At 58.5% G+C, this 22,550-nt stretch carries 19 protein-coding genes; 12 read left to right on the top strand and 7 right to left on the bottom strand.

What is annotated here, in order from left to right:
- Positions 1-157: 157 nt before the first annotated feature.
- The 8 genes from GPA21_RS02375 to GPA21_RS02340 all read left to right on the top strand — a co-directional run bounded on the left by GPA21_RS02375 (position 158) and on the right by GPA21_RS02340 (position 11,265).
- The gene (locus GPA21_RS02375) at positions 158-298 is read left to right on the top strand and encodes a hypothetical protein (protein ID WP_168986614.1); all 141 of its coding nucleotides are present in this window, start codon (positions 158-160) and stop codon (positions 296-298) included.
- On the top strand, positions 295-1,239 hold the full coding sequence (locus tag GPA21_RS02370) for a GNAT family N-acetyltransferase (protein ID WP_168986613.1): 945 nt from the start codon (positions 295-297) through the stop codon (positions 1,237-1,239). The genes GPA21_RS02375 and GPA21_RS02370 overlap by 4 nt, the downstream gene beginning before the upstream one ends.
- Before the next feature lie 82 nt (positions 1,240-1,321).
- Positions 1,322-1,921 (top strand): hypothetical protein, encoded by a 600-nt coding sequence (locus GPA21_RS02365; protein ID WP_168986612.1) that lies wholly within the window; start codon positions 1,322-1,324, stop codon positions 1,919-1,921.
- An 876-nt stretch (positions 1,922-2,797) separates the two neighbouring features.
- On the top strand, positions 2,798-5,041 hold the full coding sequence (locus tag GPA21_RS02360) for a hypothetical protein (protein ID WP_168986611.1): 2,244 nt from the start codon (positions 2,798-2,800) through the stop codon (positions 5,039-5,041).
- A 246-nt stretch (positions 5,042-5,287) separates the two neighbouring features.
- Entirely contained in the window at positions 5,288-7,129 is a 1,842-nt protein-coding gene (locus tag GPA21_RS02355; RefSeq protein WP_168986610.1) for an ABC transporter ATP-binding protein, read from the top strand.
- A 64-nt stretch (positions 7,130-7,193) separates the two neighbouring features.
- Positions 7,194-8,288 carry a sugar-transfer associated ATP-grasp domain-containing protein gene (locus GPA21_RS02350; RefSeq protein WP_168986609.1) on the top strand — a complete coding sequence of 365 codons (1,095 nt, stop codon included), beginning with the start codon at positions 7,194-7,196 and terminating at the stop codon, positions 8,286-8,288.
- 266 nt (positions 8,289-8,554) lie between these two features.
- Positions 8,555-9,490, top strand: coding sequence for a sugar-transfer associated ATP-grasp domain-containing protein (locus tag GPA21_RS02345; RefSeq protein ID WP_168986608.1), 936 nt, complete (start codon positions 8,555-8,557; stop codon positions 9,488-9,490).
- A 113-nt stretch (positions 9,491-9,603) separates the two neighbouring features.
- Complete coding sequence (locus GPA21_RS02340; protein WP_211163383.1) at positions 9,604-11,265, top strand: asparagine synthetase B family protein; 1,662 nt, start codon at positions 9,604-9,606, stop codon at positions 11,263-11,265.
- 6 nt (positions 11,266-11,271) lie between these two features.
- Here the strand turns inward: GPA21_RS02340 and GPA21_RS02335 are convergent, their stop codons facing one another.
- Complete coding sequence (locus tag GPA21_RS02335; protein WP_168986606.1) at positions 11,272-12,237, bottom strand: glycosyltransferase family 2 protein; 966 nt, start codon at positions 12,235-12,237, stop codon at positions 11,272-11,274.
- A gap of 117 nt (positions 12,238-12,354) precedes the next feature.
- Here GPA21_RS02335 and GPA21_RS02330 point away from each other — a divergent pair, with 117 nt between their 5' ends.
- Positions 12,355-13,314, top strand: a complete 960-nt coding sequence (locus GPA21_RS02330) for a hypothetical protein (RefSeq protein WP_168986605.1) — start codon at positions 12,355-12,357, stop codon at positions 13,312-13,314.
- Positions 13,307-14,377, top strand: coding sequence for a polysaccharide deacetylase family protein (locus GPA21_RS02325; RefSeq protein WP_168986604.1), 1,071 nt, complete (start codon positions 13,307-13,309; stop codon positions 14,375-14,377). Before GPA21_RS02330 ends, GPA21_RS02325 begins: the two co-directional genes overlap by 8 nt.
- Positions 14,378-14,388: 11 nt before the next feature.
- Here GPA21_RS02325 and GPA21_RS02320 read toward each other — a convergent pair whose 3' ends face one another.
- From GPA21_RS02320 to GPA21_RS02295, 6 genes are read right to left on the bottom strand one after another with little or no spacing between them, the layout of a single operon-like run.
- Positions 14,389-15,795, bottom strand: coding sequence for a putative O-glycosylation ligase, exosortase A system-associated (locus GPA21_RS02320; protein WP_168986603.1), 1,407 nt, complete (start codon positions 15,793-15,795; stop codon positions 14,389-14,391).
- Between the two features lie 6 nt (positions 15,796-15,801).
- Positions 15,802-16,488, bottom strand: a complete 687-nt coding sequence (locus GPA21_RS02315) for a tetratricopeptide repeat protein (RefSeq protein ID WP_168986602.1) — start codon at positions 16,486-16,488, stop codon at positions 15,802-15,804.
- Positions 16,489-16,514: 26 nt separating this feature from the next.
- Positions 16,515-17,510, bottom strand: coding sequence for a polysaccharide deacetylase family protein (locus tag GPA21_RS02310; RefSeq protein WP_168986601.1), 996 nt, complete (start codon positions 17,508-17,510; stop codon positions 16,515-16,517).
- 28 nt (positions 17,511-17,538) lie between these two features.
- On the bottom strand, positions 17,539-18,492 hold the full coding sequence (locus GPA21_RS02305) for a hydrolase 1, exosortase A system-associated (protein WP_168986600.1): 954 nt from the start codon (positions 18,490-18,492) through the stop codon (positions 17,539-17,541).
- Entirely contained in the window at positions 18,489-19,319 is an 831-nt protein-coding gene (locus GPA21_RS02300; RefSeq protein ID WP_211163382.1) for a hydrolase 2, exosortase A system-associated, read from the bottom strand. Before GPA21_RS02300 ends, GPA21_RS02305 begins: the two co-directional genes overlap by 4 nt.
- A complete protein-coding gene (locus GPA21_RS02295; RefSeq protein ID WP_168986599.1) occupies positions 19,316-20,422 on the bottom strand; it encodes a glycosyltransferase family 4 protein in 1,107 nt (368 codons plus the stop codon). Before GPA21_RS02295 ends, GPA21_RS02300 begins: the two co-directional genes overlap by 4 nt.
- Positions 20,423-20,763: 341 nt before the next feature.
- Between GPA21_RS02295 and GPA21_RS02290 the strand changes: the two genes are divergently transcribed.
- Complete coding sequence (locus GPA21_RS02290; protein WP_168986598.1) at positions 20,764-22,161, top strand: phenylacetate--CoA ligase family protein; 1,398 nt, start codon at positions 20,764-20,766, stop codon at positions 22,159-22,161.
- Positions 22,162-22,166: 5 nt separating this feature from the next.
- The coding region (locus tag GPA21_RS02285; RefSeq protein ID WP_168986597.1) for a polysaccharide deacetylase family protein at positions 22,167-22,550 on the top strand (384 nt) is incomplete at its 3' end.

Raw genomic sequence — 22,550 nt, 5'->3', positions numbered from 1 at the left:
AAGCAAGACAGGGTGCGCGCCACACGCAATACCAACCGATCTTTCGAAGTCCGCAACCGCCCCTCGCGACAAAACCTTCATCGCAATCCCGCCCCGCTTATGCTAAAACCTCAGCACCACGCGTGCATGTCGCACGCATGCAAATGAAAGGTTTTTTTTGAACATCCTGCTCACCTTCGACGTCGAGATCTGGCGCAACGGCATCGAATTCCATAGAAGCCTCAACGCGTCCAGGACGGTCAGCGTCATTGCGACCACCATTCGCCACGGCGAGCAAGTCTTGCGGAGGCTGCATTGAGCACCGATTCCGCCGAATGGCAACGCTTTCAGTTCTACCTGACCTTTCGTTTCGGGGAAATCGGTTTGGCCGAACGCCAATTGCCTGTGATGCGAAAGGTGCACTCAATGGCAGAGATCGCAAACGGCGTCACCGTCTCTCTGCCAACCGAACTTCCGGACGACTGCGCTGGCCTTTACCTCGCGCGATTGCCTGAGAGCGGGTTGTCTCAAGTGCTCGCCAACAGCAAAGGGTTGATCGCTTATCCGACCAAGCACTATCTCCACAGCTACATCGACATGTCCGGTGATTTCGAAGGCTACGCCACGCAGTTCTCGAGCAAGACCCGCTCGACGATCAGGCGCAAGATCAAGAAATTCGCCGAACACACCGGCGGTCTCGACTTCAGGGAATTCAGACGGCCTGAGGAAATGCCGCAGTTCCATCGGGAGGCGCGAGCCGTCTCGGCCCTGACCTACCAGGAACGTCTTCTCGACGCCGGTCTGCCCGACAGCCCGTCATTCGTCGAACGCCTCCACCGACGCGCAGCCCATGACCAGATCCGCGGCTATCTTCTGTACGATCGAGGGCGGCCCGTGTCCTACCTCTACTGCCCCATCAAGGACGGCAGCGTCAAATATGCCTTTCTCGGCTATGACCCGGAATATGGGAAGCTCTCGCCAGGCACGGTGCTGCAATGGCTGGCGCTGGAGCAGCTTTTTGCCGAAAAATGTTATCGCTTCTTCGACTTTACCGAAGGCGAAGGTGATCACAAACTGCTCTTCAGTACCCACCAAGCGAACTGCGTTAATTTGCTACTTCTGAAACCAACGGCTCAAATCCGCATAAGCCTGCAAGCACATCGATCGCTGAACGCCTTCAGCAGTTCAGCCGCCAGCTTCCTCGACCGAATGGGGCTGAAAAAAGGGCTGAAGAAACTGATCCGTCGTAACGCCGCGTGAATGCACAACCTCGATCTACATAACGACCTTGACCGCACCCGGTAATAGTTTCTCAGATCGGATTCGAGCCCGGACCCGTGGAATGGGCCCGGGTGAGTTCCTGCGCTTCGCGGCCCGACGCGTTCTGCGCTATCAGTCGCATGTCGTGTTCGGGCATGATCTAGCCGACCTCCCGCCACCGGAATGGCCCGTTGGGTTCGAGCCTCTTCTGCTCCACTGCAACGAAGAGCTGCCTGAAACCGTTGTCGCGGATCTTGTCGCTGCCGCCCCATCTAACCAAGCCTATATTGACGATATCCGGCAAGGTTCAGCCATTGGACTCGTGGCTTACCACAAGGGCACGCTGGCCCATTTCGCCTTCGTTATGAAAGGATCTCCAACCCTCAGAATGTTGGGTTTCAACGCCGATACGGCGCTTCTCGGCAACGCCAGAACGTTTCGACGCTTCAGAGGCCGTGGCTTACAGACGCAGTCGATCCGGGCTCGCCTCATCGCCGCCAAGCATGCCGGCTTCGCGTCGGCCGTCTCAGAAACAGCGCTGGATAACCACGCCTCCCAAAAGGCCCTTGAGCGGGCCGGGCTTGCCCGCCTCGGCACGGTCCGCTTCGTAGTCGCGCTTAACCGATTGATCCTCAGACACAAGTCATTCGGAAAGCCGACGCTCAGCATAACGTTGCTTTAACGAACGAGAACACCGAACAACAGGGAAACGACCTCTCACTCGCGTCTTTAACGCCAAGTGAATGCCTTCGCTACCATTCGAAAAGGTTGCCAGCACTACGGTGTTCCCCTATGGCAAGCCGTGCCGGCGGTGCTTTGGTTGTACGGCGCAAAGCAATTCTCCCTGAAGGAGATCGTGGGCTGCGGCTTGTACGTTCCATCCCTCAGGGCTCAGAAGCCGGTCATGATCAGCAAAGCGGTCTCGCAGAAGGATGGCAATGCCTTCGATCTGGACGGGTCCATCGGCGACGTTTTCGCCAATCCGTCGAGGGGCAGAGTCATTCAAGAAAGGCTCTTTGATCACCCGAGGCTTTTTTGCCTAAACGGTTTGCGAGGGCCGCAAGCAATGCGGGTCAATACTCTGCCGAGCGAAGGAAGCGTGGTCGAAGTCCTCAACAGCTTCGTCAGAAGTCGTGCGACACGCTCTACCACCTCATGACAAATACGTTCGTCGAAGAGAATTCGAACGCCATGCCAGGCCACACCCGTGAGATAGAGCACAGTCGCCCGCGTTTGGCGATCCCGCAGACTCAGCCGCGCATCTGTACTATGCTGAAAGCAAAAGTCATTTGACTGCAGACGAGCAGCACTCTTGTCAAGTTCACCGACCCTTCAACCCAACTCCCGATACCCACCAGGGCAGTTGCAGACCGCTCAAGAACATGCTCCCGCCGTGCGATACCGTGCCGCATTAACGCTCACAATCGGTCTGCTGCTGGCCGCTCCCCTCCAAGCCGTCCGAGCCACAAGTCTCATTCTTGAGCAAGCAGCGCTGATGGCCCCCGGTGAGTGGAGGAACCTTGCACACCTAACAACCTGGCCGGGCAAGGATGAGGGCGTGTCGTTCAAGAGTTTCCAGTACGTGGTTCCCATCGATGGGGAATCGGGCGGCGCCGATGGCATGGGCTGGACGCAGCAGCTTGTCGAGCACGACGGCAAGCTGATGATGATTCTTTCGCGCTCACAGTTCGAGCGGGCGCTGATGGTCATGGAGGCGGACGGGCGATTCTGGCGCATCAATCAGCCAGAGGGGTTCGACTCGAATGCCGGACATCCTGGCGGGCGGCGACCGTTCAACCGCTTAACCAAAGATGACGATTACCTGTACTTCGCCCCGTCGGACTCTCCGCGAACCGAGATGGGATGGTTCATACGGACGCCGCTGGATAACCCCGGGGTTTTCGAGCGCGTAGGCCCCTCCTTCGGCGACACGCAAGTGGACGGCGTCGGTAGCTTTGCCATCACCTACGTCCAGGAATGGGGCCGCTTCTACGCTTACACGCCCGGAGGCAAGATCTGGTCTCGCGCGCCCGAAGACAACGAATGGCATTTGCACGAACGCCTGCCGCGCAATGATGACGGCCGCCGCCTCTCCGGTTACGCGGGTCTGCTATTGTGGAACTCGGTGAAACGCGAGCTCGCAATCGTCGGAGGGCAAAACTTCGGGTCTAGGCTCAGAACATCGTACATGCAATACCGTATGACCGAGCCGTTTGGCGCTCCCGAACTGATGGCGGATCGTGTCGGGCCTGACGGTGAGCGAATGCTTTGGGGGTCTGGCTCATCGAAGCTGATTGTCGATCCGCGTGACGGCAGCTATCTCTTCCTGAAGTCGAACGTTCTCTACCGAGCGCCCGATCTGGCAAGCCCATATACAGTTTATGAAGACCTGACCGGCAGTCTACCGTTCGGTCGCTACGAACCCTACTGCCCGTTCGCGCTTGTACCGGGAACGGACGTAATCGCATTCATCTCGCACACTCAGGGTCTTGTGCTGCACCGGCTCAAGCCTCTTGTCGCTGAGGCTCCCGCGCGGAAGCCGGGAGACGAAGCAGTGGAGAGCGAGAACAAGGTTACAGGCCAGCCGATGCCGCAACCGGCGCGGGACCTTCCCATAGCGCCCGCTCTGGCGCAATCTGCTATCGGGCAGCTTGCGGCATCGACGCAGCCGGGAGAAGTTGCAGAGATTCCCGGCGTGGCCTTCCCGCCCGGACATGCAAATTTCCGCGCATGGTTCACTCAATCGAGCCAAGCGGATGTGTGGGGCGATGTTGCACACTGGCATCCAGACACGGCCAGCATCTACTTTCAGGGGCTGAACCAGTCAAACGTATTCTTTCGTTACGACGCACTGCGCAATGAGTGGAGCGAGCTGCCGCTGGAGGGCGGTCCGGTCAAGGAGACCAATTACTACCACGTCTATAACAAGATCGCGCTCGACCCCAAGCGAGGTCATTACTACCGCCTGTGGCTGCGAGGGAGTCGACAAAACGCACTGTTGCGGTACGTGATCGCTCAACGCAGATGGGAATTCGCTGCTGACCCGATGCCGCTTGCCCCGGTAGGGTCGTCCTCTGCGTTGAGCTTTGTTCCCCTTGAGTGGCACTCCGGGCTTGACCGGTTGGTCATGGTCCGCAATCGCAGGGCTTGGGCGATTGATCCTGCCCGCCCTGACGCCCTGGACGGCTACACCGACCTTGGCCCAATCGAGGTGCATGGATATCATTCGACTTCTCGCTACAACGTCACGCGTGGCGACATGCTGGTTGCCGGTGGGACTTACAGTCCGCGCAAAGCGTCCCTGATCGCCGCCGATGGCAGTATCGCGCCCGTTGCTGATCTGCCATTCGATCATCGCATCTCCAACGACAATCTTCTTTATGACCCGGTATCAGGCGCATACCTCATTTACCGCGCCCCAAGTCGTGAGCTTTGGGAGCTGAGCGCAGACCTGACCGAGTGGTCGATGGTAAGAGTCTTCGACCAGGAAGTGTGGCGCGGGCGTTATGCGGGGGTTCGCACGGCACCGATCCCCGAACTTGGCGCGATCTTCATCCAGACTGAGCATGGGGCGAGGTTGTACAAGCACAGTAGCAATGGAACCGATGCGACCATAGCCCGTCCCACACCACCCAAGGCAGTGCCCCCACCCATCGGGCACCAACCGGAAAACCCATCGCCAAGCGTTCGCGCCTCCCGTCTGTCGCAGCCTGTCGAAGCTCCCAGCGGGATACGCCCAGAGCCAGCCGCCCATGCAAGAGACCTCAGTCCGGCAATGATTCGCGCTATCAGAAACCGCTAGGTGACCGACACACAGCCAACCAGCGCCCCAGGGTCCTAAGTCCTACGGTCCGCGGTTGGGCCATCCAGTCAGCTCTCGTCTGGCAAACCGCCCCTGTCGTCCATTCCCAATCAGCTCGCCACAAAGGTTGCACTCGCTACACTGGAACGGATCGATAATCTGCAACAGATCGTACGCTTACCCTCAGGGCATTTGCTGCTATCGTGCACGCTACTTGTCATCCGAAATCTCCGAAGACCAAGGCTGATGCTCCAAACTGCCAAGAAGCTCTACGCACTGCTGCACCCAGGCGACCGCAGCAAGGTCATCTTGTTGATCCTGCTCATGATTGTTACCGCTTTCGTGCAGACAGCCGGGGTCGCCTCGATCATGCCCTTTCTCGCGGTGCTATCCGATCCGGGCATGATCGAAGCCAAACCATGGCTTAGTCACGCCTACAACAGCCTTGGCTTCTCCAGCAGCACCGCTTTCCTTCAATTTCTCGGGATTGCAGCTTTCATCGTGTTCGTAACGGGCACAGCCCTTCAGGCATTCACCCAATGGGCTGTCACACGATACTCGAGTTTGCAGCAGTATCACCTGTCCTATCGGCTCATGGACGAGTACCTGCGCCGACCTTACGAGTTCTATCTGCTACGCAACTCCGGCGACCTGTCCAAAACCGTACTTCAGGAAACCGGCCAAGCCGTTGCAACTGCGCTACTGCCCGCAATGCGTTTGCTGAGCTACACCCTCCTGGCAGTTTCGGTCGTCACACTGCTCATCGTCGTCGAGCCCTGGTTGGCGCTCGGCGTCGCCACTGGCCTGGGCGCGGCGTACGGTACGATCTACCTCCTTTCAAAGCAATGGCTGAGCCGTATCGGCAAGGACCGCGTAGCCGCAAACCGCGAACGCTTCACCACCGCTTCGGAGGCATTCGCGGGCGCCAAGGAGATACGTCTGCTCGGTCGAGAGCGCAATTACCTCGAACGCTTCGGCAATCCATCGCGTCGCTTCGCAATGCATCAGGCGAACGTCACGCTGCTGTCCAACCTGCCCCAGTACGCAATAGAAGGTGCCGCTTTCGGCGGCGTGCTGCTACTTGTTCTCTACTTGATGAGCGACGGAGGGATCGCAACAGCACTTCCGCTCATCGGCCTGTACGGGCTTGCGGGCAAACAGCTTATTCCCGCCTTTCAGAAGATCTTCAGTACGATCGCTGTGCTCCGCTTCAACATGCCGGCAGTCGACGCCGTCCTGGAGGATCTCGACACCACCGCGACGCCGTCACCCGCTCAGTTCGAGCCGGACCCCACACCGCTGAACCCACAGTGTGCAATTGTTCTGCAGGACGTCACTTATCGCTACCCGGAGACGGACAAGGCCGCTCTCGAGGATCTCAATATCAACATCCCGGTGAACACCACCATCGGGTTGGTCGGTTCCTCCGGCGCGGGAAAGAGCACGCTTGTAGACCTCATTCTCGGTTTGCTGAAACCAGAGTCAGGTGAAGTTCGCATCGACGACACCGTCCTTGGTCCGGCGAACATTCGCAACTGGCAGGCGACACTTGGATACGTGCCCCAGAGCATATTCCTCGCCGACCAGAGCATTGCCGCCAACATTGCACTAGGCTTGCCTGCCGACCGAATTGACAGGCAGGCTGTCGAGCGCGCTGCACGACTGGCCAATCTCCACGACTTTGTGACACAAGAACTTCCCGAAGGTTACGACACCATCATCGGCGAGCGCGGAGTTCGCTTATCGGGAGGACAACGCCAACGGATTGGCATTGCGCGCGCACTCTATCGTGACCCTTCAGTACTGATCTTCGATGAAGCTACCAGCGCCCTCGACAATACGACCGAACGTGCGGTGATGGAAGCAATTCATAACCTCAGTGGCAGCAAGACCATCATCCTGGTTGCGCACAGACTCACAACCGTCCAGTCGTGCGACCGGATTCTTGTCCTTCACGAGGGAAAGATTGTCGAGCAAGGGAACTGGGAAAGCTTAATCAGCCAAGGCAGGATTTTCCAACGTCTCGCGACCGGCGCGCTAGGTGCAGCGCACGGGCAAGAGCCCCACGCTTCGGCTGCCGAACGATAAGAAGTGCTCCTTATAGCGCCCAGCATTTACAGTTTAATTACAAGCTATTCGGGATTGACAGAAAATGAACCTATCAAGATCAATCTCTGACTACCTCCGCGCGATACGACAGAGTGCTGAGGCAGCTCCTCTCAAAATACCGCGGGAAACAATTAGGGTACTACGCGCTCGATTTACGCACAAGATAGGGCCCCGCTATTATTCTCTCTTCGAGCTCGATAAGCGCGCACCACAAGAATGGAGCCGCTACATCCAAGATCCAGAATCAAACCCCCAACTCCGGGAAGTTGCAGGCGAGAATCTTATTCTCGCCCGGGACAAATTGTTGTTTACAGAACACTGCCTTAACGCAGGCCTCCCTACGGTTCCTATAATCTGTTACATAGACAACGGCGCCCGGCGAGCATTGCCTGAGAAACGGATTGCAAGCATCGCTGCGTGGGAAAGCGCGCTCGAAAATGCACCTAATCGAATCTTCGTAAAACTTATCGCAGGCGCGCACGGCACCGACGCTTTTTCTGCAACCCGATCGGACGGCCGTTGGCACTTTAGAGCGTTTAGTCTCACAAATCGTGAACTCTACGACTACCTTCGTGACAACATTGTTGATCGGAGCGGTTGGCTGATTCAACCAGCCATAAGCACCCATGACGACCTTACCGACATAATGCCTAATGGCGCCCTGGGTACGATCCGTATTCTGACATACAGAACCAGCGACGGAGTTGAGACTCTACTGCCGGTGCTTAGACTCCCGGCCAACGGCAACTCTACAGACAATTTCTCGGAGGGTCGCGGCGGAAACATCGTCGCCCCCATAAACTTCGCTGATGGCACGATCGGCTTAGGGCGAACCTCGCTTTCACCTGACTGGCCCCAAATCGTCGGGATTACTCACCACCCGGAAACCAAAGCGCCCATTGAAGGAAGAAGAATTCCCTTTTGGAAAGAAACACTCGACTTAGTTCGACTTGCTCAACTTGTAACGCCGAAGCTTCCAACTGTAGGGTGGGATATAGCGATCACGAACGCGGGCCCCCTTATCATCGAGGCTAACACCGCATTCGGCCCTAACGTGCTTCAGGTTGCATATCAGCGAGGCGTGAGGGCTGAGTTCTCCAAGCTTTTGCGCTTGGCAGCGACGACGGACGGCCCCTAATCCGCACACCCACCTTCCTTGTCCGGAAAGCCCGAAATATTCGGCAGTCATCATTGGCAGGCCTTGGGGACTCTACGGGAGATTCGCTGTCAGATTATTGACAAACCGACTTCATAATACCGTCGCAACTCAGAGCATGGGAAATTATGCGATTCTTCCTTAGTGCACTCTGGAGAAAGAGCGAAAATAATTTCGCTCTATTCTCTTATAGCTTTATTAAGTTTGTGGTCTTGTTCTTTTACAGGTCCTTAGGACCGAACTATTTTATGCTTGCTCGCTTCTGGCGAGAACGTATCGGGACGCGGACTATCCTTCTACACGTCAATTCAAAACAGTACGAAAGGAAGCTGTCCCAGCTCAATCCGACTTCATTCCGCAAACTATCTCAGCACAAGCTGGCAGAGAAAGCGCTTCTCAGTTTGAGAGGGCTCCCTACTGCCGCTTTTCTCGGCTTCTACCATCCCGACAGAGGGGGCGACACAAACGACAAGCCACTACGCAATGCACTCGATCTCACTGCATTACTTCAGGGTCACATCGAAAAGAGGCTTTGCTTCAAGGCGGCCGAGGGTTCTGGCGGTTCAAAGTTTGCCGCGCTGAACGTTGTCATGAACGAAGGTCGGCTTGAGTTACATCACCCACTTTCCAACGAGGTTTACTCAGTTGCGGAGTGGACAGAGCGGCTCAAGAACTTCCGCAGCGGTACGATTATCGAGGAATATCTGACTCAACACTCCGCGCTAGCACGGCTTAACCCCGATTCGGTCAATACCTTGCGCCTGATCGTCATTCATACTAAAGACGGTTTCGTCACGCGGGGAGGGATGTTGCGAGTTGGTCGCGCTGGCAGCCAGGTGGACAACACCTCCACTGGAGGGCTGGCTTGCCCAATCGATATCGACACTGGCCGCGTGGTTGAGGCGCTGGACCTCAGCATTGAACGCAACTCTTATGATGCTCACCCCGACACCGGCGCGACCCTGAAGGGTTTTGAGATCCCTTTCTGGCCGGAGTGCATCGAGCTCGCGAATCGGGCGGTCGCAGCCTTCCCTCAGATGAACTTTTGCGGGATCGACATTGCGGTCACGCCTTCCGGACCGATCGTCATCGAGTTGAACAGCGACCCGGATCGGCGCTTTGCTGCACACATGGATCTTCCTCATGCGAAGTTGTTCGCCGAAGGTGTCAAATGTAGCAGTTGAAGCAATGAAAGCCCCCAGTATCCAGACCGTTCAATTAAGCTGGTGAGCCTCCCTGCTGGCCAGGGTGCTCACCAAGCTCACCCCTCAACTCCAACGAGTTTCTTCCTTCTCACATGATCGTTCTCAAAGGCATGGTCTTCCCTGAGGCTTTCGGCTCGGGTCGCGAAACAGCGGAAATCCACTCCTTGGATAGAGTCACGGACACCGTAAAGGGCTGTTTTGAGCTGGACAAGACGTATCGCAGTGAATCCGCTGATGGCTTGTTGCTTATCCATGACGGGCGGGCGCGCCTGTCACAGAACAGCCCACTCGAGCGGAACGGTTCGTGGCTCGAGATTTCGTTTGCTGACGAAGGCTGCGTCGTCCTGACTTCGGACCGACTCGGGACCGTTCCAGTTTTTTGGGGGCTGCGTGATGGGAGGGCGTTTTTCGCGAGCCGACTAGTGGACATGGTGCGCTTCGGTTTCGACAAACCCGATCCGATCGGGGTGCATCAGTTCGTGCTGCAGAACCACTCAAACTGGGAACGCACGGTTCTGGCGGGAGTGTCGCTGATGCCTCCCGCGACTCGCCTGCGGCTGGCTCCGGGAGGGGCAGCGATACTCGAACGCTACTGGGCGCCGACAGCGAACGATTCCAATGAGACCGAGAGTGCGCGCTGGCTTGACGAGGGGATCGAAACCGTTCGGGGAGCAAACCGCCGGGCACTTGAGACCTCGCAGCCAGGTCGAATCGCTTGGCCGATTACCGGCGGACTCGACTCACGATGCAATGTGGCGAGTTGCATCGACCTCCTGAAGGAAGACGACTTGTTCTTCCATGTGGAAGACCTGGGTGACTACGAGCTTCCAATAGCACGACAAATCGCGGCCACGCTCGATCGAAATCTTGTCGAGTTTGACGCAAGCGACTGGATGTCCGATGTTTCGTCCTTCGATTTGAATCTCGACTCGGGCGATTTCAACGTTGGGCATTGGAGGCTCGCAGGTGCATCAAGAGTGCTCGCACAAGAGCATGGCTGCGGCGCGACGGTGGATGGATTCTTGCAGGGCATACTCATGAATCCAGCCATGTTTCTCCATCCTGTGGGGATGCAGGAGGCTTGCGACAAGCGCTTTGCGCTGGCGCAACACCGGGCTCGGCGACTTGAGTTGGACAACGAGTCATCCGTCTTCAAGGCCTTCACCGAAGACTTCATGCAGCGCTACGCGTGTGGAAGGCATGGGCTGGACGCCAGCCAACAGTACATCATGGAGAACCGCAGCAGACGCATGGTGTTTGGCATCGTACGCCTGAACGCAAACCATCTGGACGTGCGTACTCCTGGCCTGGACAACGAGTTCATTGACTACGCGACACGGCTACCGTGGGGTTTACGGAAGGATGCGCGAATCTACAAACAGATCATCAACGCAATAAATCCGGCTCTTGGGGCAATCAAGCACGACAAGACCGGGTTGCCGGTGTCCGCGGGACCAGGGCTGGCTCGCAGCCGAAAGCTCGCAAAGCTGTTTCGCTACTACCGCAACAGGCTATTGCCATCCAGTCTGCGCAGGCCCGAGAAGGAAACCGCCTTCGAGCGGCTGTTGCGAACAAATGGCGGCTTTCGCAACAGCGTGTTCCGGATAATCGGGCACTCGGAATGGATACGCGAGGTTTTCGGCTCTGGCATGGTGGACCTGTTTGAGAGGCAGCACACGGGGAGAGGAATGCAGGACGATTGCATCGGCGCAATGCTAACCATCGCCTTACTCGAAAAATCCGGCCGGACCTAAGCGCCGTCAGTGGGTCTTGCTCAACCTTGACCGAAGCATGCCTACTGATGATAGCGCGAGGTAAAGCCACGATTTCGCCGACAGAGGACGTAGCTTGACGCAAGCACCAAACTCACTCACGGCCCTTTGCATGCGCCCATTGTGATAACAACCGTAGCCCGCAGAGTGGTGTATGGAGTAGAGCCGTTCGTTAAGGGCCTCGGGGGAGACGCTTTCACCGTTTGGACTCGTTCGACCCCAACGCGTCAATGCGGTTTCGATCACGCGCGCGGCAAAGTTCTCCGTGGCGGTGCCCCGCATTGTGGCGCTACCATCGTGCTTCCGATAGAGCGCGAACGCTCCTTTGAGAACGTGTATCTCGGTTACCCTCGCGGCGCGTAGCCAGTAGTCATAGTCCTGCCCCAGCCGAAGAGATTCATCGAAAAACCCGACTTCGTCGATCAACGACCGGTGAATGACCACCGTAGACGTCCAAACGAAGTTGCTCAGTAGCAACTTGTGATAGTTCCAGCCCGATTGCTCCGCATCGACGACTGCGTGGGAAACCGCCTCATGGAGAGTCGCGGGCTCCGGGAAGGCACCGGACTCATCCGGATGCCAGAAGGAGAACCCTCCACAAACCAGCCGGACCTGATCATGATCGCGCATGTAGTCGAGCTGGGCGAGCAGCTTGCCCGGCAGCCATACGTCATCTGCATCGAGGAATGCGATAAACGTACCGCGCGCCTCGCGCATGCCATGGTTGCGGGCTGAAGCCGCACCGCCGTTAGGCTTTCGAAAGAGTCGGACATCGGGAAACGATTGCTTCACGAACTCGGCGGTGCCGTCGCTTGAGCCATCATCCACGACGATGATCTCCATCGAAGGCAGCGCCTGGAGCACGACGCTGTTGATGGCATCAGCGATATGTTCCCGCACGTTGTACGCTGGCAGAATGACGGACACCAAAGGCGATTCGGACGTCATGCTCATACTTAGTTTTCTGAACGCCTGTAGATACTGGAGCCGACATTATAGGCATCACGACGTGCGCCCGTGTCAGAATGGCGACAGTATGAATCGGGGTCGCTTTGGTCTAGGACACGACCGATGAATGAGCAAACATACCTCTCCTCGCAGGCCGAGCTGGACGCTTTGTGTGAATCGGCACTCGATGCCGGCAGGCTCCTCAGGGCTGAGCTCGGCAAGCGAGATGCGCCGCTGAGCGAGATGCTCACCAAGGCGTTGACGGCTATGTCGCTACTCGGCAGCGGGTCGTTACCTTCCAGCTATCGTCACCTTCCCCAAGCATTTCACGATTTTGCTCGAGCATCGAACGCCAAGAGTGCAGCAACGGCTCAACTGGCTGCACGCGCACTTGTTGCATCGTCCTTCACTCACCCACGCAACATGCGGGCGGTGAACCTGCCGCCTTCGATCTTGCCTCTCTATGCCAGGGAGTTTCGCAGGATTCTGGAAACCATTCGCGACGAGGGAACGACGATTGCCCTCACTGAGGACCGGTGGCGCAAGAACTTGTCAATTCTCGTGGGGCGCCTGATACCGGTAGGCGCAGAGTTCGCGGACGTCGGCTCGGGCCTGCCGCGCAGTACGCTTATGCGTGGCAGCTTCATCCAAAGGCTTAGGGTGTTAAGGTGCGTAATGACTGGAGCCCGCGGCTTCAGGCCCATGCTCGAGTTGCACGCACACCCCGACAGTCTGGATGATTTCAATCCAAACGGTTGGCTGGCCAGTTACAAGCGCCTCGCGGAAATACTCGCGATCAACCCTGGATACAAAGGTGTGATCGCTTCAAGCTGGTTTCGTGACCCGGCGCTCTCGCAGATCAGCCCCCGCCTATCCTACCTGCGGGAGTATCCTGAAACTCACGGCGCGTTGATGGTCAAGGTGGGCACGGACAAGGAAGGCCGTTCAGGCGCTCTTACCCGCTCGCCCACGCGACGCTCATTGTTCGAGCAAGGGCGCTATATACCAGCGATCTACCTGATGATCTGGCCGCGTAGGACGATGCTCGCATGGGCCGGAATCAGTGGAGAGGCGATTGACTGACTACAAGCAAGGAATACTAAAGTTGCTGAAAGGGCTGGGTCTGTTCCAGCTCGCAAGATATGTAACGCGCAAACGGTTGCGAATTCTGTGTTACCACGGCATCTGGATGGATGACCGACAACCCAATCCGTTCAACTTCTTGTTCATGCGCAGCGAAACCTTCTCGCGACGGATGGACCTGCTGGACCGGCTTGGCTATCCCGTATTGCCGCTGGAAGAGGCGCTGAAGCGATTGGGCGATGGCAGCCTGCCCGATTCCGCTGTTGTGATCACCATCGACGACGGTTGGTACGGCACCTTTCGCAACATGGTGCCGACGCTGACCGCGCGCGGCTTTGCTGCCACGATTTACCTCACCACGTACCATGCGGAAAACGGCACCCCGGTATTCGGTGTGGCGCTTCAGCACATCCTCGTCACATCACCACGACGTGTGCTTGACGGCAACACCACACGCATCGAGTCATTGAACGGGCGGAGTCATGACCTGGATGATCCGGTGGCACGCGACTTCGTCTACGATCAGGTCGCGGCATTCGCCGAATCCCGGCTGAGCGCGCACGAACGCGTCGACCTTCTAGCAGAAATCGCTTCGACACTTCAATACGACTGGGCGTGGGCCGCATCGTCTCGCCAGTTCGGCCTGATGTCGTTGACCGAAGCGCGCGAATGTTCGGCAGACGGGCTCCTGACGTTTCAGTTGCATACGCACCGACATCGGGTAAGACACAACGGCGCAAGCTGCGCCGCACTGGAAATTGCCGAGAATAGGCAGCGACTCTTGCGCGTCAGCGATGCACCCACCAGGCATTTCTGTTACCCCAGCGGGAAATGGCAAAGCGAGGATTTCGCTCCTCTTGAAGCGGCGGGTGTCCGAAGTGCCACCACAACCGACACCGGTCTGTGCTCACATAAGACGCACCGTCTCGCGCTCCCAAGAGTTCTCGACGGCGAGCGAATCTCGGATATTGAATTTGAGGCCGAACTCTGCGGGCTGATGGAACTCCGCCGTACAGTGATTGCGGCTCTGCGAGGCCAACCACGCACAGCTAAGATTTCCTAGCACACCGGGTATTAGTCTCGCCTGACGTGCATTCCACCCACTGCCGCGACCCCTTGAGTCCGTGCGCCTGCGCCAATCGCCTGAGTACCGGCGGGTAGTGAGACAGGTCGGTACTGAGCCGGACTGAAGGCCGCAGTTTCGTCCAGTTCGCGACGCATGATAATTGCGAGCGCAATGAAGGCGTACACAAGGTTGAAATAGGCAACGTCCAGGAACGCGCCTGACACCAGGTAACCGATAAAGGCAATCTGAATCGCCCAAGCGTACTCCGACAGCCACTTTTGGTCGGCCTTTTTCGCTTGTCTCTTGATTCGTCCCAGCGTCAGCCAAGTAAACGCGATCAAGGTTAGGAACACGAACAGACCGCCGAAACCGTGCTGGCCGAGCATCTGGAAATAGATGCTATGGGGCGACAAGGCGTGCCGCCAGTAGCCCTCGAAATTCGCGTACGAAATCCACCACGCGTACCCCATCTCAACGTTTCTGAAGCCCATCCCAGTCAACGGGCGTTCGACCGCCATGTTCCAGTTGGCGCCCCAGGACTGGATACGTTGCATTGCGGAAGTGTCTTCCTCGTAGCCACCGATGGTCTGCCACCGCTCGACCATTCGGTCGGGCGCCGCAATTCCGACCACACCCAGAGCGAGCACGGCCGCTGCGACGATCGCCCACTTTCGTCGCATACGCAGAAAGACGAAGGGCGCAACTGCGAGCAAACCCAACCAAGCCCCACGCGAATAGGTGGCGATGATCGCCAGGCCCGTAAGCCAGAACATGGCATAGAACCCGAGCCCTATTCCCTTGTACCAGCTCTGTTTCAGGGGCCAGCCCAAATCGAACCAGCGTTCATTGAAGAACCGCGCGGTAACCAGAATGAGCGGCAGCACCATGACCATGGCGAGCCCAATGTACGTATTGCCCGAGATGAACGACCTGGGTGGCCCGAGCACCATGTAGCTGCCCCCGGTGGAGATGGTAAAAAGCCCGCCCTTGAAACCATAGAACCCCAGCGACACCACCGTAACCAGAATGACCCACACAATCCGTCGCGGCCCAAAAATCAACATTGGTGTGACGAAGGTCATCAGCAAGATCTTCATCACGCTCTCCCACTGAGCCCACGCACCGGAGCGGTACACCGCGAAATAGGTGGTCATCGTCATGTAGGCCGCCAGCACGAACATCATGACCATCTCGCGCGTCATCGGCAGATTGCGCCGATCACGGTTGACGACCAACGCGGCGAGCGTTACCCCACCGATGAGCATTGCCAGAGGGAAAGTCCGCATGAAACCCCAGGTGTGTGCCTGTGGAACCATCAAACCGATCCAGAACCAGGCCACGACACCGAGCCACGGTCGCCGCAGGATGAAGGGAATAAGTCCGACGATGATGCCGAAGAGCAGAAGGTCGCGCATCGAGGCTCAATCTCCAAGAGGATAACCGGCCCGCCGTAACTGATCTCTCAACCCGGGGAGCGGAAAACCCAATGCATAGGCTGCACGCGCCTGCTCCCGGGCCTCTTCGAAGCGCCTGGCCTGAACGAGGACAAGGCCAAAGTTGTATCTGACCGTTGCATTGTTGGGCCCGAGAACCACCGCCTGTTCAAACTGCCTGATGGCGTCGCTGTTGCGGCCAAGACGATGGAAATAGAGCCCTTGAATCATCGGCACCATTTCATCACGCGGATTAACCTGGCGTGCCCACTGAAATCGACAGTCGATGTGTGCGCTAGCGCCCAGCGGCTGGGGGTTTTGCTCACGTACCGCCAGCCGGGCGAAGAGATCCAGTGCCTCATGATGATTTGGAAACCAGTTGAGCGTGTACTGGATGTCGCCGATTAATGAACCGGTATCGCCCCGCGGATTCATGTTCCTGACTCGATCCGTGAAATGATGTCTTTCCACAAGATTGAGAAAGCGCTGGCGGGAGGAAGGGTTCAGATAGTCATGCGGCCCAAACCTCCGCTCCAGCGGCGGGCAGACCACACTCGTCTGGGCAAACCCGACCGACGGCAGCGCCCATGCTGCGAGCAGGAGGAAAAGAAGCCCGAGTACCCTGACCCTGCGCAGTGCAGGCGCGCCGAGTCCCATCGCGGAATCATTTTTCATACTGGAGAGTCCCATTCCGAGGTTTCTCAAAAGCGCATCACAGCGTGGTTCACCGCATTCGCCACCATGCGTGGCAGTGCGTATCTGACGGGGGTACGCAACAATGGATTCTGCCCTTTTCGCAGCGTGGGCGCCGGCGCTCCCATGGTAGCGACCTCGAACTCGGCATTTCCGGCGAGATAATCACACAACCTCAGCAATCGCTCTCGGTTAATCCTGTCCGGAAACAGCTTCTCGTAGGTGCGGTCTCGATGCTTCACAAACTCGAAGGGATGCGTAAGCAGAACCACGTCCGAAAGCCCGGACCTTCTCGCCTGTAACAAGACCGTCCGAATCTCAGGCCATGATGAACCGGTCAGGGTCAGACATTTGAGATGTCGCCGCCGCCACACCGTGAAATCAGTATAGGTTGTGACCGGTGTTTCCAGTACGTGTTCGACGTCGTGATTGCCTGCATAGAGTTGAAGGCTTGAGTCATCCGGGCGGTATATTCCGACTCCAACGTTTGACGCTCGTAGGAGGCCGCAGCGGCCCATCGCGCGATAGACGGCCTCGTTGACCTTCAACCCCCCGGTTCGCAAGACGGTCGGGGCCGGAATACCCCAGCGACTGAAGGCCGCAAGTCCATGTTGAATAAGCTCGACAATTTCATCTTCGGTCCGACGGCATATGTTGTCATTTGGTCGCTCGACTTGCAGCCGGGACGCCCAGTCTTCGTGACGGAAGTAAGTCCAGCATGGATGAAGATGAAGCTGAACATCGTGGCCCGATGCATGAAGACTCTTTGCGATCCCCCCCATCGGTTCGTCTCCGAAATAGATGGTGTTGAGCGCTTCGACAAAGAACGTTCCCTTGTGACCGAAGCGATTCAGGGTATCCAGAAGATAGCCGAGCCCATGTGACTGTTCGTTGGTTCGACAATAGACCGACTGCGGACCGACTGGCCTGCAATTCACGGCATCGCTGAACGCGCCGGCTATGTTGAACTCAGTATCGACGGTGATATGAACGCGAGTTTTCATGGATATGGCTTGTTCATCCGGATATCGTTCATGCCCTGGGTTCGACCACGGATGCCGTCGTCCAAGCGACCGCCGGTTCGGCGCCCAGCCATTCCAGAGTCCAGTGCTCGACCTGCGCACGCCACGCATGACAGGAGAAGGTGTGCGTCGCATCGGGAAGGTCACGGCGACTGACATTCGGTGCCTCGAGCAAGCCGCTCCAGGCGTCGGATGAGCCCACAGTCTCGAGAAACTCGGCGGCAGTCAGGTCATTGCCGCTCAGGATCAGCAGTATGCGGCCCTTGAAGCGCCGCCAGCCCTCGGCCATTCGCACCGGAAGTGTTTCGCCGGGTTTTAGTGGCGTTTGTTCGATGCGGCGGTCCTGGCTATCCGATGCTGGCACCAGCATGGTGTCGAGCCCATTGGCCGGGGACTCGGACTGACCTCCCGCAGCCTTGCGGACGTGAATGAGTAATGAGCGCAGCGAGGTAAGCGGATTCACCCTGCCCCGGCACAAACCCGACCAGAAGGTCAGGCTCGTGAGTCGCTGCAGGTAGTAGTGCTTGAGAAAGGTCTTGGCCAGCCCTTCTTCCGTTCGCACCCAAGGATTGAGCAGTACAAGGCCCGCCACACGGGGGTCGCGCCAACCGTAGTCGATCGCAGCGGATGCAGCGTCGCATAGCCCCCACAACACCACCTTTTCCAGTGTCGGCGCACTCCCGACGAAGCTGTCGATGGCCGCGGCGATATCGTCTTGCACCTCCTCGAAGCTACGCATTGTTCCTGAGGCGTCTCCCATCCCGCGATAGTCGAAACGGAACGCAGGGATACCGGCGGCAGCAAGGGCTCGCGCCAACAGTACGAATTGCCTGTGACTGCCAACGCGGTATTGGGGGCCGCCTACGATGACGAGCACACCTACCCGTGCTTCGGACTGACCGGGATGGAGTATGCCGATCAGTTCGTCACCCTGGCGGTCGAAAATGATGGCACGTTCCGTCATGCTGGCACTCCGCTTTCGGCGTCAGCCACCGCTGCCCGCGTGAGCTCGATCAAGCTCGGCACCTCCCGAATCTCCTGGGCACTCCAGAACGGCTCACCTGTGCAGGTTGTGGCATGCACCTCTATGCCTGAGCTTCGCCATTCGTCGATGCACTTGCTGCTCTGGACTGACAGACCAGCATCGTCCGAGGACACGACTTCGAACCAATGCACCGGCCCCGTTCTCGGCGCTTCCAGCCGTGATTCCGCAAGGCCTGAGGCCAGCTTGGGTGAAAGCATGTAGCCGGCAATCTCCAGCGACTCGCCTGCCGTAAGCCTCGCGCGCAAATCCCTGGTACTTTCCTTATTGCCGCCAATCATCCCGGCGGCCACGCGCAAACGAAGAAACTGCATCAGAAAGAGGTTTCCGTCCAGCACCGGTTGCCAGAAGATGGTAGCCACAGGCTCAAGCGCATCTCGCTGCTGCGCGAACTGCGACAGCAGCAGGCAGCCGGCGCGAACCCCCAGACACACCACCGGACCTCCGTGAGTCCGGCGCAGATGGGTGAGGCAAGCGTCGAGGTCGTCCAGCCATCCTTGCCAGTCGGCCTCGCCGAAGTCGCCATGACTGTCGCCGCATCCGTAGAGGTCCGGCACCATCACGACCCAACCGTCCAAGGCCAGGGCGCGTGCCTGCAACGCAACCATTCTGCGGGATTTGTTCTGCTCCTCGGCAAAGGGCTGCGCAACGAGCACTACACCACGGCACCTCGGACTTGTTGATGTTGAGTGCAGTGTGTAAAACAGGGGACCGCGAGACCCTTTCAGGAAGCCAGCAGACAGGCTCATGCCGCCCCCCTGATCAGTTCCTGCATCGAGGCAGCCTGGTACACATCGGCCAGCTTCGTCCGAACGTCGCTCCATCGATACTCCCTGGCCGAGGCGACCCCTGCCCGGGAGAGTCGGGCCCGGAGTTCCGGGTCACGCAGCAAGCGCAAAGTCTCCGATGCCAACGCATCCTCATCGTCCGCTGGCACAAGCAACGCTGTCCTCTCATGTTCTACGATGAACGGCACTCCGCCAACGGACGTTGCTACCACCGGCAGGCCGCTTGCCATCGCCTCGAGCACGGAGTTGGGCATGTTGTCGACACGGGTAGGGTTGAGCATTACGTCGGCCTGCCGGTAGAGCGCAGCCATCTCATCGCGGTCGAGTCGTCCCGTGAAGCTGACTCTTTCGGAGACGCCGAGCTGCTCGGCCAGAGCCGTCAAACTGGCCAGCTCCGGGCCTGAGCCCGCAATCGATAGTCGGGCGCCGGGAATCACCTCAAGGACTTTGGCAAACGCCTTCAACGCGATGTCGTTGCCGTAGATGTGCTCGAGATTGCGTGCCACGACGAGATGAGGCGCGGAGGGATCGAGTGAGTGCTCGGCATCTGGCTGAAAGCGCTCCACATTGACGATGTTCGGCACGATCCTGCCCCGCATCCCATGACACGCGAACACCTCGAGCAAGAAGCCCGAGGGCAGCACCAACGATGAAGCCCGACGCATCGTCGCCCTGACAATGGACGCATGCTTCGAGAGAAAGCGATCGGCTTCTCCACCCCGGTAGTTGACGACAACCGGGACCCCTCTTAGCGAGGCGACCCACACAGCAGGTGCCGCAAACAGATGCCAGGACCAACCTGAATTCGCCATCACGTGCACCAGATTGGCTCGGCCGGTGGCATTCCACAACCGGAAGAAGTAGGGAATGAGGCGAAAAACGGCGCGGAGTCCTTTCAGGTTGGCCACCCACGCCGGCTTGTAGGGAGGATTGACCTGCACCACGTCCACGTAAGCCCCCTCCCCCTGCAGCAACTCGGCGAGTTGACGCGTCTGGTTCGCCATACCACCGGCTGGGGGCGGCAAAGGTCCAACGATGGCTACCCGCAAATCCGACCAGTTCATGAACGATATCACCCGAAAAAGCACAGAGCGGCTCTTCACCTGACACTTGGGCGACAAGCCACAGTGCATAATGCTAACGGTTATTGGAGATGGTGGGTGCGACTTGCGTCCGCAAAATGACTGTGTTGTCGAATATCAGCACATGCTGCTTTCCGATTGGATCATGGTGCTTCTCTCGACGTATTTCCTGTGCCTTCCGACACCCGGTTTGGCAGTGCGGTCAGGCCGTGTGTCAGCAAGACCGGTCGTGATTGCTGAGCATGCCGGCTCGGAGTTCGCGGCTCACGCCGCTCCTACCGGCTCGACTGAGCTCCGCGACAACATAATGGAGAAAGTTTGATTTGGGCACCGCGTACACCCACCTGGTTTCGTTACTACTGTTCCCGCTGCACGAGCGTTTGAAGCGGCATGACACGGTTGCGATTCTGCGCGAGATAGAGCGCACTCAGTGGTTGTCGCCCGAGGCCTTGCGTGCCGACCAAGGGAGGCGATTGGTCGATTTCATGGCGCAAGTCAGTGCCCAAGTGCCGTTTTACCGGGAGCTCTTTCAAGCGCGTGGCTTGAGCGCCAAGGACTTTGCCGACCCGGCCCTTCTGGCAGCGTTGCCGACCAGCGACAAGGAGCTGATCCGCGCGAATTTCGGCCAGCTGAAAGCCGAAGGTGCAAGCGGACTGGCGGTGCAGCGCACGAGTGGTTCTTCCGGCGAGCCGCTGACCTTCTTGCTGGCGCGACATCGCGTGGCCTTTGATATCGCCGCCAAGTGGCGTGCTACCCGTTGGTGGGACGTGGACTTTGGCGACCGCGAGGCAGTGCTGTGGGGTTCGGCGATAGAGGCCGGCCATCAGGACCGGGTGCGGGCGCTGCGCGATGCACTGTTACGCTCGTGGCTAATTCCGACACACGGGCTCAACGTGGCGCGGATGGACGAAATTCTCACCAGAATGCGCGACTTTCGCCCACGGATGCTGTTCGGCTACCCGTCCGCGCTTGCCCAGCTGGCATTCCGCGCCCGCGAAACTGGCAAACGCATGGACGATGTCGGGATTCGGGTGGCGTTCTGCACCTCCGAGGTGTTGCGCCCGGAGTGGCGCGAAGCGATCTCCGGCGCGTTCGGTTGCGGAGTGGCCAATGAATACGGCGCCCGTGACGCGGGCTTCATCGCCCGCGAGTGTCCGCACGGCGGGCTGCACATCACCGCCGAGGAGGTTGTGGTGGAGGTGGTGGATGACAACGGAAGGCCGCTTGCCGACGGAGAGGAAGGCGACATCGTCGTCACCAACCTCGCAGGGCCGGAGTTTCCGTTCATTCGCTATCGTACCGGCGACAGGGGCGTGCTCGGTGGCGCGCCCTGCCCCTGTGGGCGCAGCTTGCCATTGCTGCAAAAGTTGGCCGGCCGGGCAAACGACGGGCTGGTCAGCGCGAACGGCGCGTGGATTCACGGGAGCGCGGTCAACCACCTGATGCGCGACATCCCCGGTTTGCGGGCCTACCGGATCGAGCAGCAGACAATTGACGCTGTAACCGTGCTGCTCAGCCTTGAAGGGCGGCTGACGAAGGCCTGCACGGACACGCTGACTTCCCATCTGAAACGCTTGCTGGGCGAGTGGACACGGGTCGACGTGAAGCAGGTGGAGACGATTCCCCCTCTGCCCAACGGCAAGTTCCGACATATCATCTGCAATGTTCCCCGCCCTGACAGCACAACACAGCAGGTCAAAACTGCACGCACCGAGGCATGAGGACAATGTTTCATCCCCTGACCGCTGCATTGGCCTTGGCCTCGCCCGCTGGCACGCGTGGGCGACTGACAATTCTGATCTACCACCGGGTGCTGGCGGCGCCGGATGCCTTGTTGCCCGATACGCCCGACCGGGCGGCCTTTGACTGGCAGATGGCCCTGGTCAAGCGCCATTTCCAGGTCCTGCCGCTTGCCGAAGCGGGGCGTCTGCTGCAAGAGGGGCGCCTGCCTGCACGCGCGGCGTGCATCACTTTTGACGACGGCTACGCAGACAACCTGACCGAAGCCTGGCCGATTCTGAATCGCCACGGCCTGCCGGCGACGTTTTTCGTGGCAACCGGCTTTCTGGACGGCGGGCGGATGTTCAACGACACCCTGATCGAGCTGGTG

This window comes from Azoarcus taiwanensis, assembly GCF_012910885.1.
Classification (GTDB): Bacteria; Pseudomonadota; Gammaproteobacteria; order Burkholderiales; family Rhodocyclaceae; genus Azoarcus_F; species Azoarcus_F taiwanensis.
Note: the sequence above shows the minus strand (reverse complement) of the source record. Positions and strands in the feature narration are given on the sequence as shown.

Excerpts from the sequence above, each read along its gene's own strand:
- GPA21_RS02310 (WP_168986601.1), bottom strand. The coding sequence starts at position 17,510 with ATGAAAACTCGCGTTCATATCACCGTCGATACTGAGTTCAACATAGCC.
- GPA21_RS02335 (WP_168986606.1), bottom strand. The coding sequence starts at position 12,237 with ATGAGCATGACGTCCGAATCGCCTTTGGTGTCCGTCATTCTGCCAGCG.
- GPA21_RS02340 (WP_211163383.1), top strand. The coding sequence starts at position 9,604 with ATGATCGTTCTCAAAGGCATGGTCTTCCCTGAGGCTTTCGGCTCGGGT.
- GPA21_RS02300 (WP_211163382.1), bottom strand. The coding sequence starts at position 19,319 with ATGAGCCTGTCTGCTGGCTTCCTGAAAGGGTCTCGCGGTCCCCTGTTT.
- GPA21_RS02315 (WP_168986602.1), bottom strand. The coding sequence starts at position 16,488 with ATGAAAAATGATTCCGCGATGGGACTCGGCGCGCCTGCACTGCGCAGG.
- GPA21_RS02345 (WP_168986608.1), top strand. The coding sequence starts at position 8,555 with ATGCTTGCTCGCTTCTGGCGAGAACGTATCGGGACGCGGACTATCCTT.
- GPA21_RS02295 (WP_168986599.1), bottom strand. The coding sequence starts at position 20,422 with ATGAACTGGTCGGATTTGCGGGTAGCCATCGTTGGACCTTTGCCGCCC.
- GPA21_RS02330 (WP_168986605.1), top strand. The coding sequence starts at position 12,355 with ATGAATGAGCAAACATACCTCTCCTCGCAGGCCGAGCTGGACGCTTTG.
- GPA21_RS02355 (WP_168986610.1), top strand. The coding sequence starts at position 5,288 with ATGCTCCAAACTGCCAAGAAGCTCTACGCACTGCTGCACCCAGGCGAC.
- GPA21_RS02305 (WP_168986600.1), bottom strand. The coding sequence starts at position 18,492 with ATGACGGAACGTGCCATCATTTTCGACCGCCAGGGTGACGAACTGATC.
- GPA21_RS02320 (WP_168986603.1), bottom strand. The coding sequence starts at position 15,795 with ATGCGCGACCTTCTGCTCTTCGGCATCATCGTCGGACTTATTCCCTTC.
- GPA21_RS02365 (WP_168986612.1), top strand. The coding sequence starts at position 1,322 with ATGGGCCCGGGTGAGTTCCTGCGCTTCGCGGCCCGACGCGTTCTGCGC.
- GPA21_RS02350 (WP_168986609.1), top strand. The coding sequence starts at position 7,194 with ATGAACCTATCAAGATCAATCTCTGACTACCTCCGCGCGATACGACAG.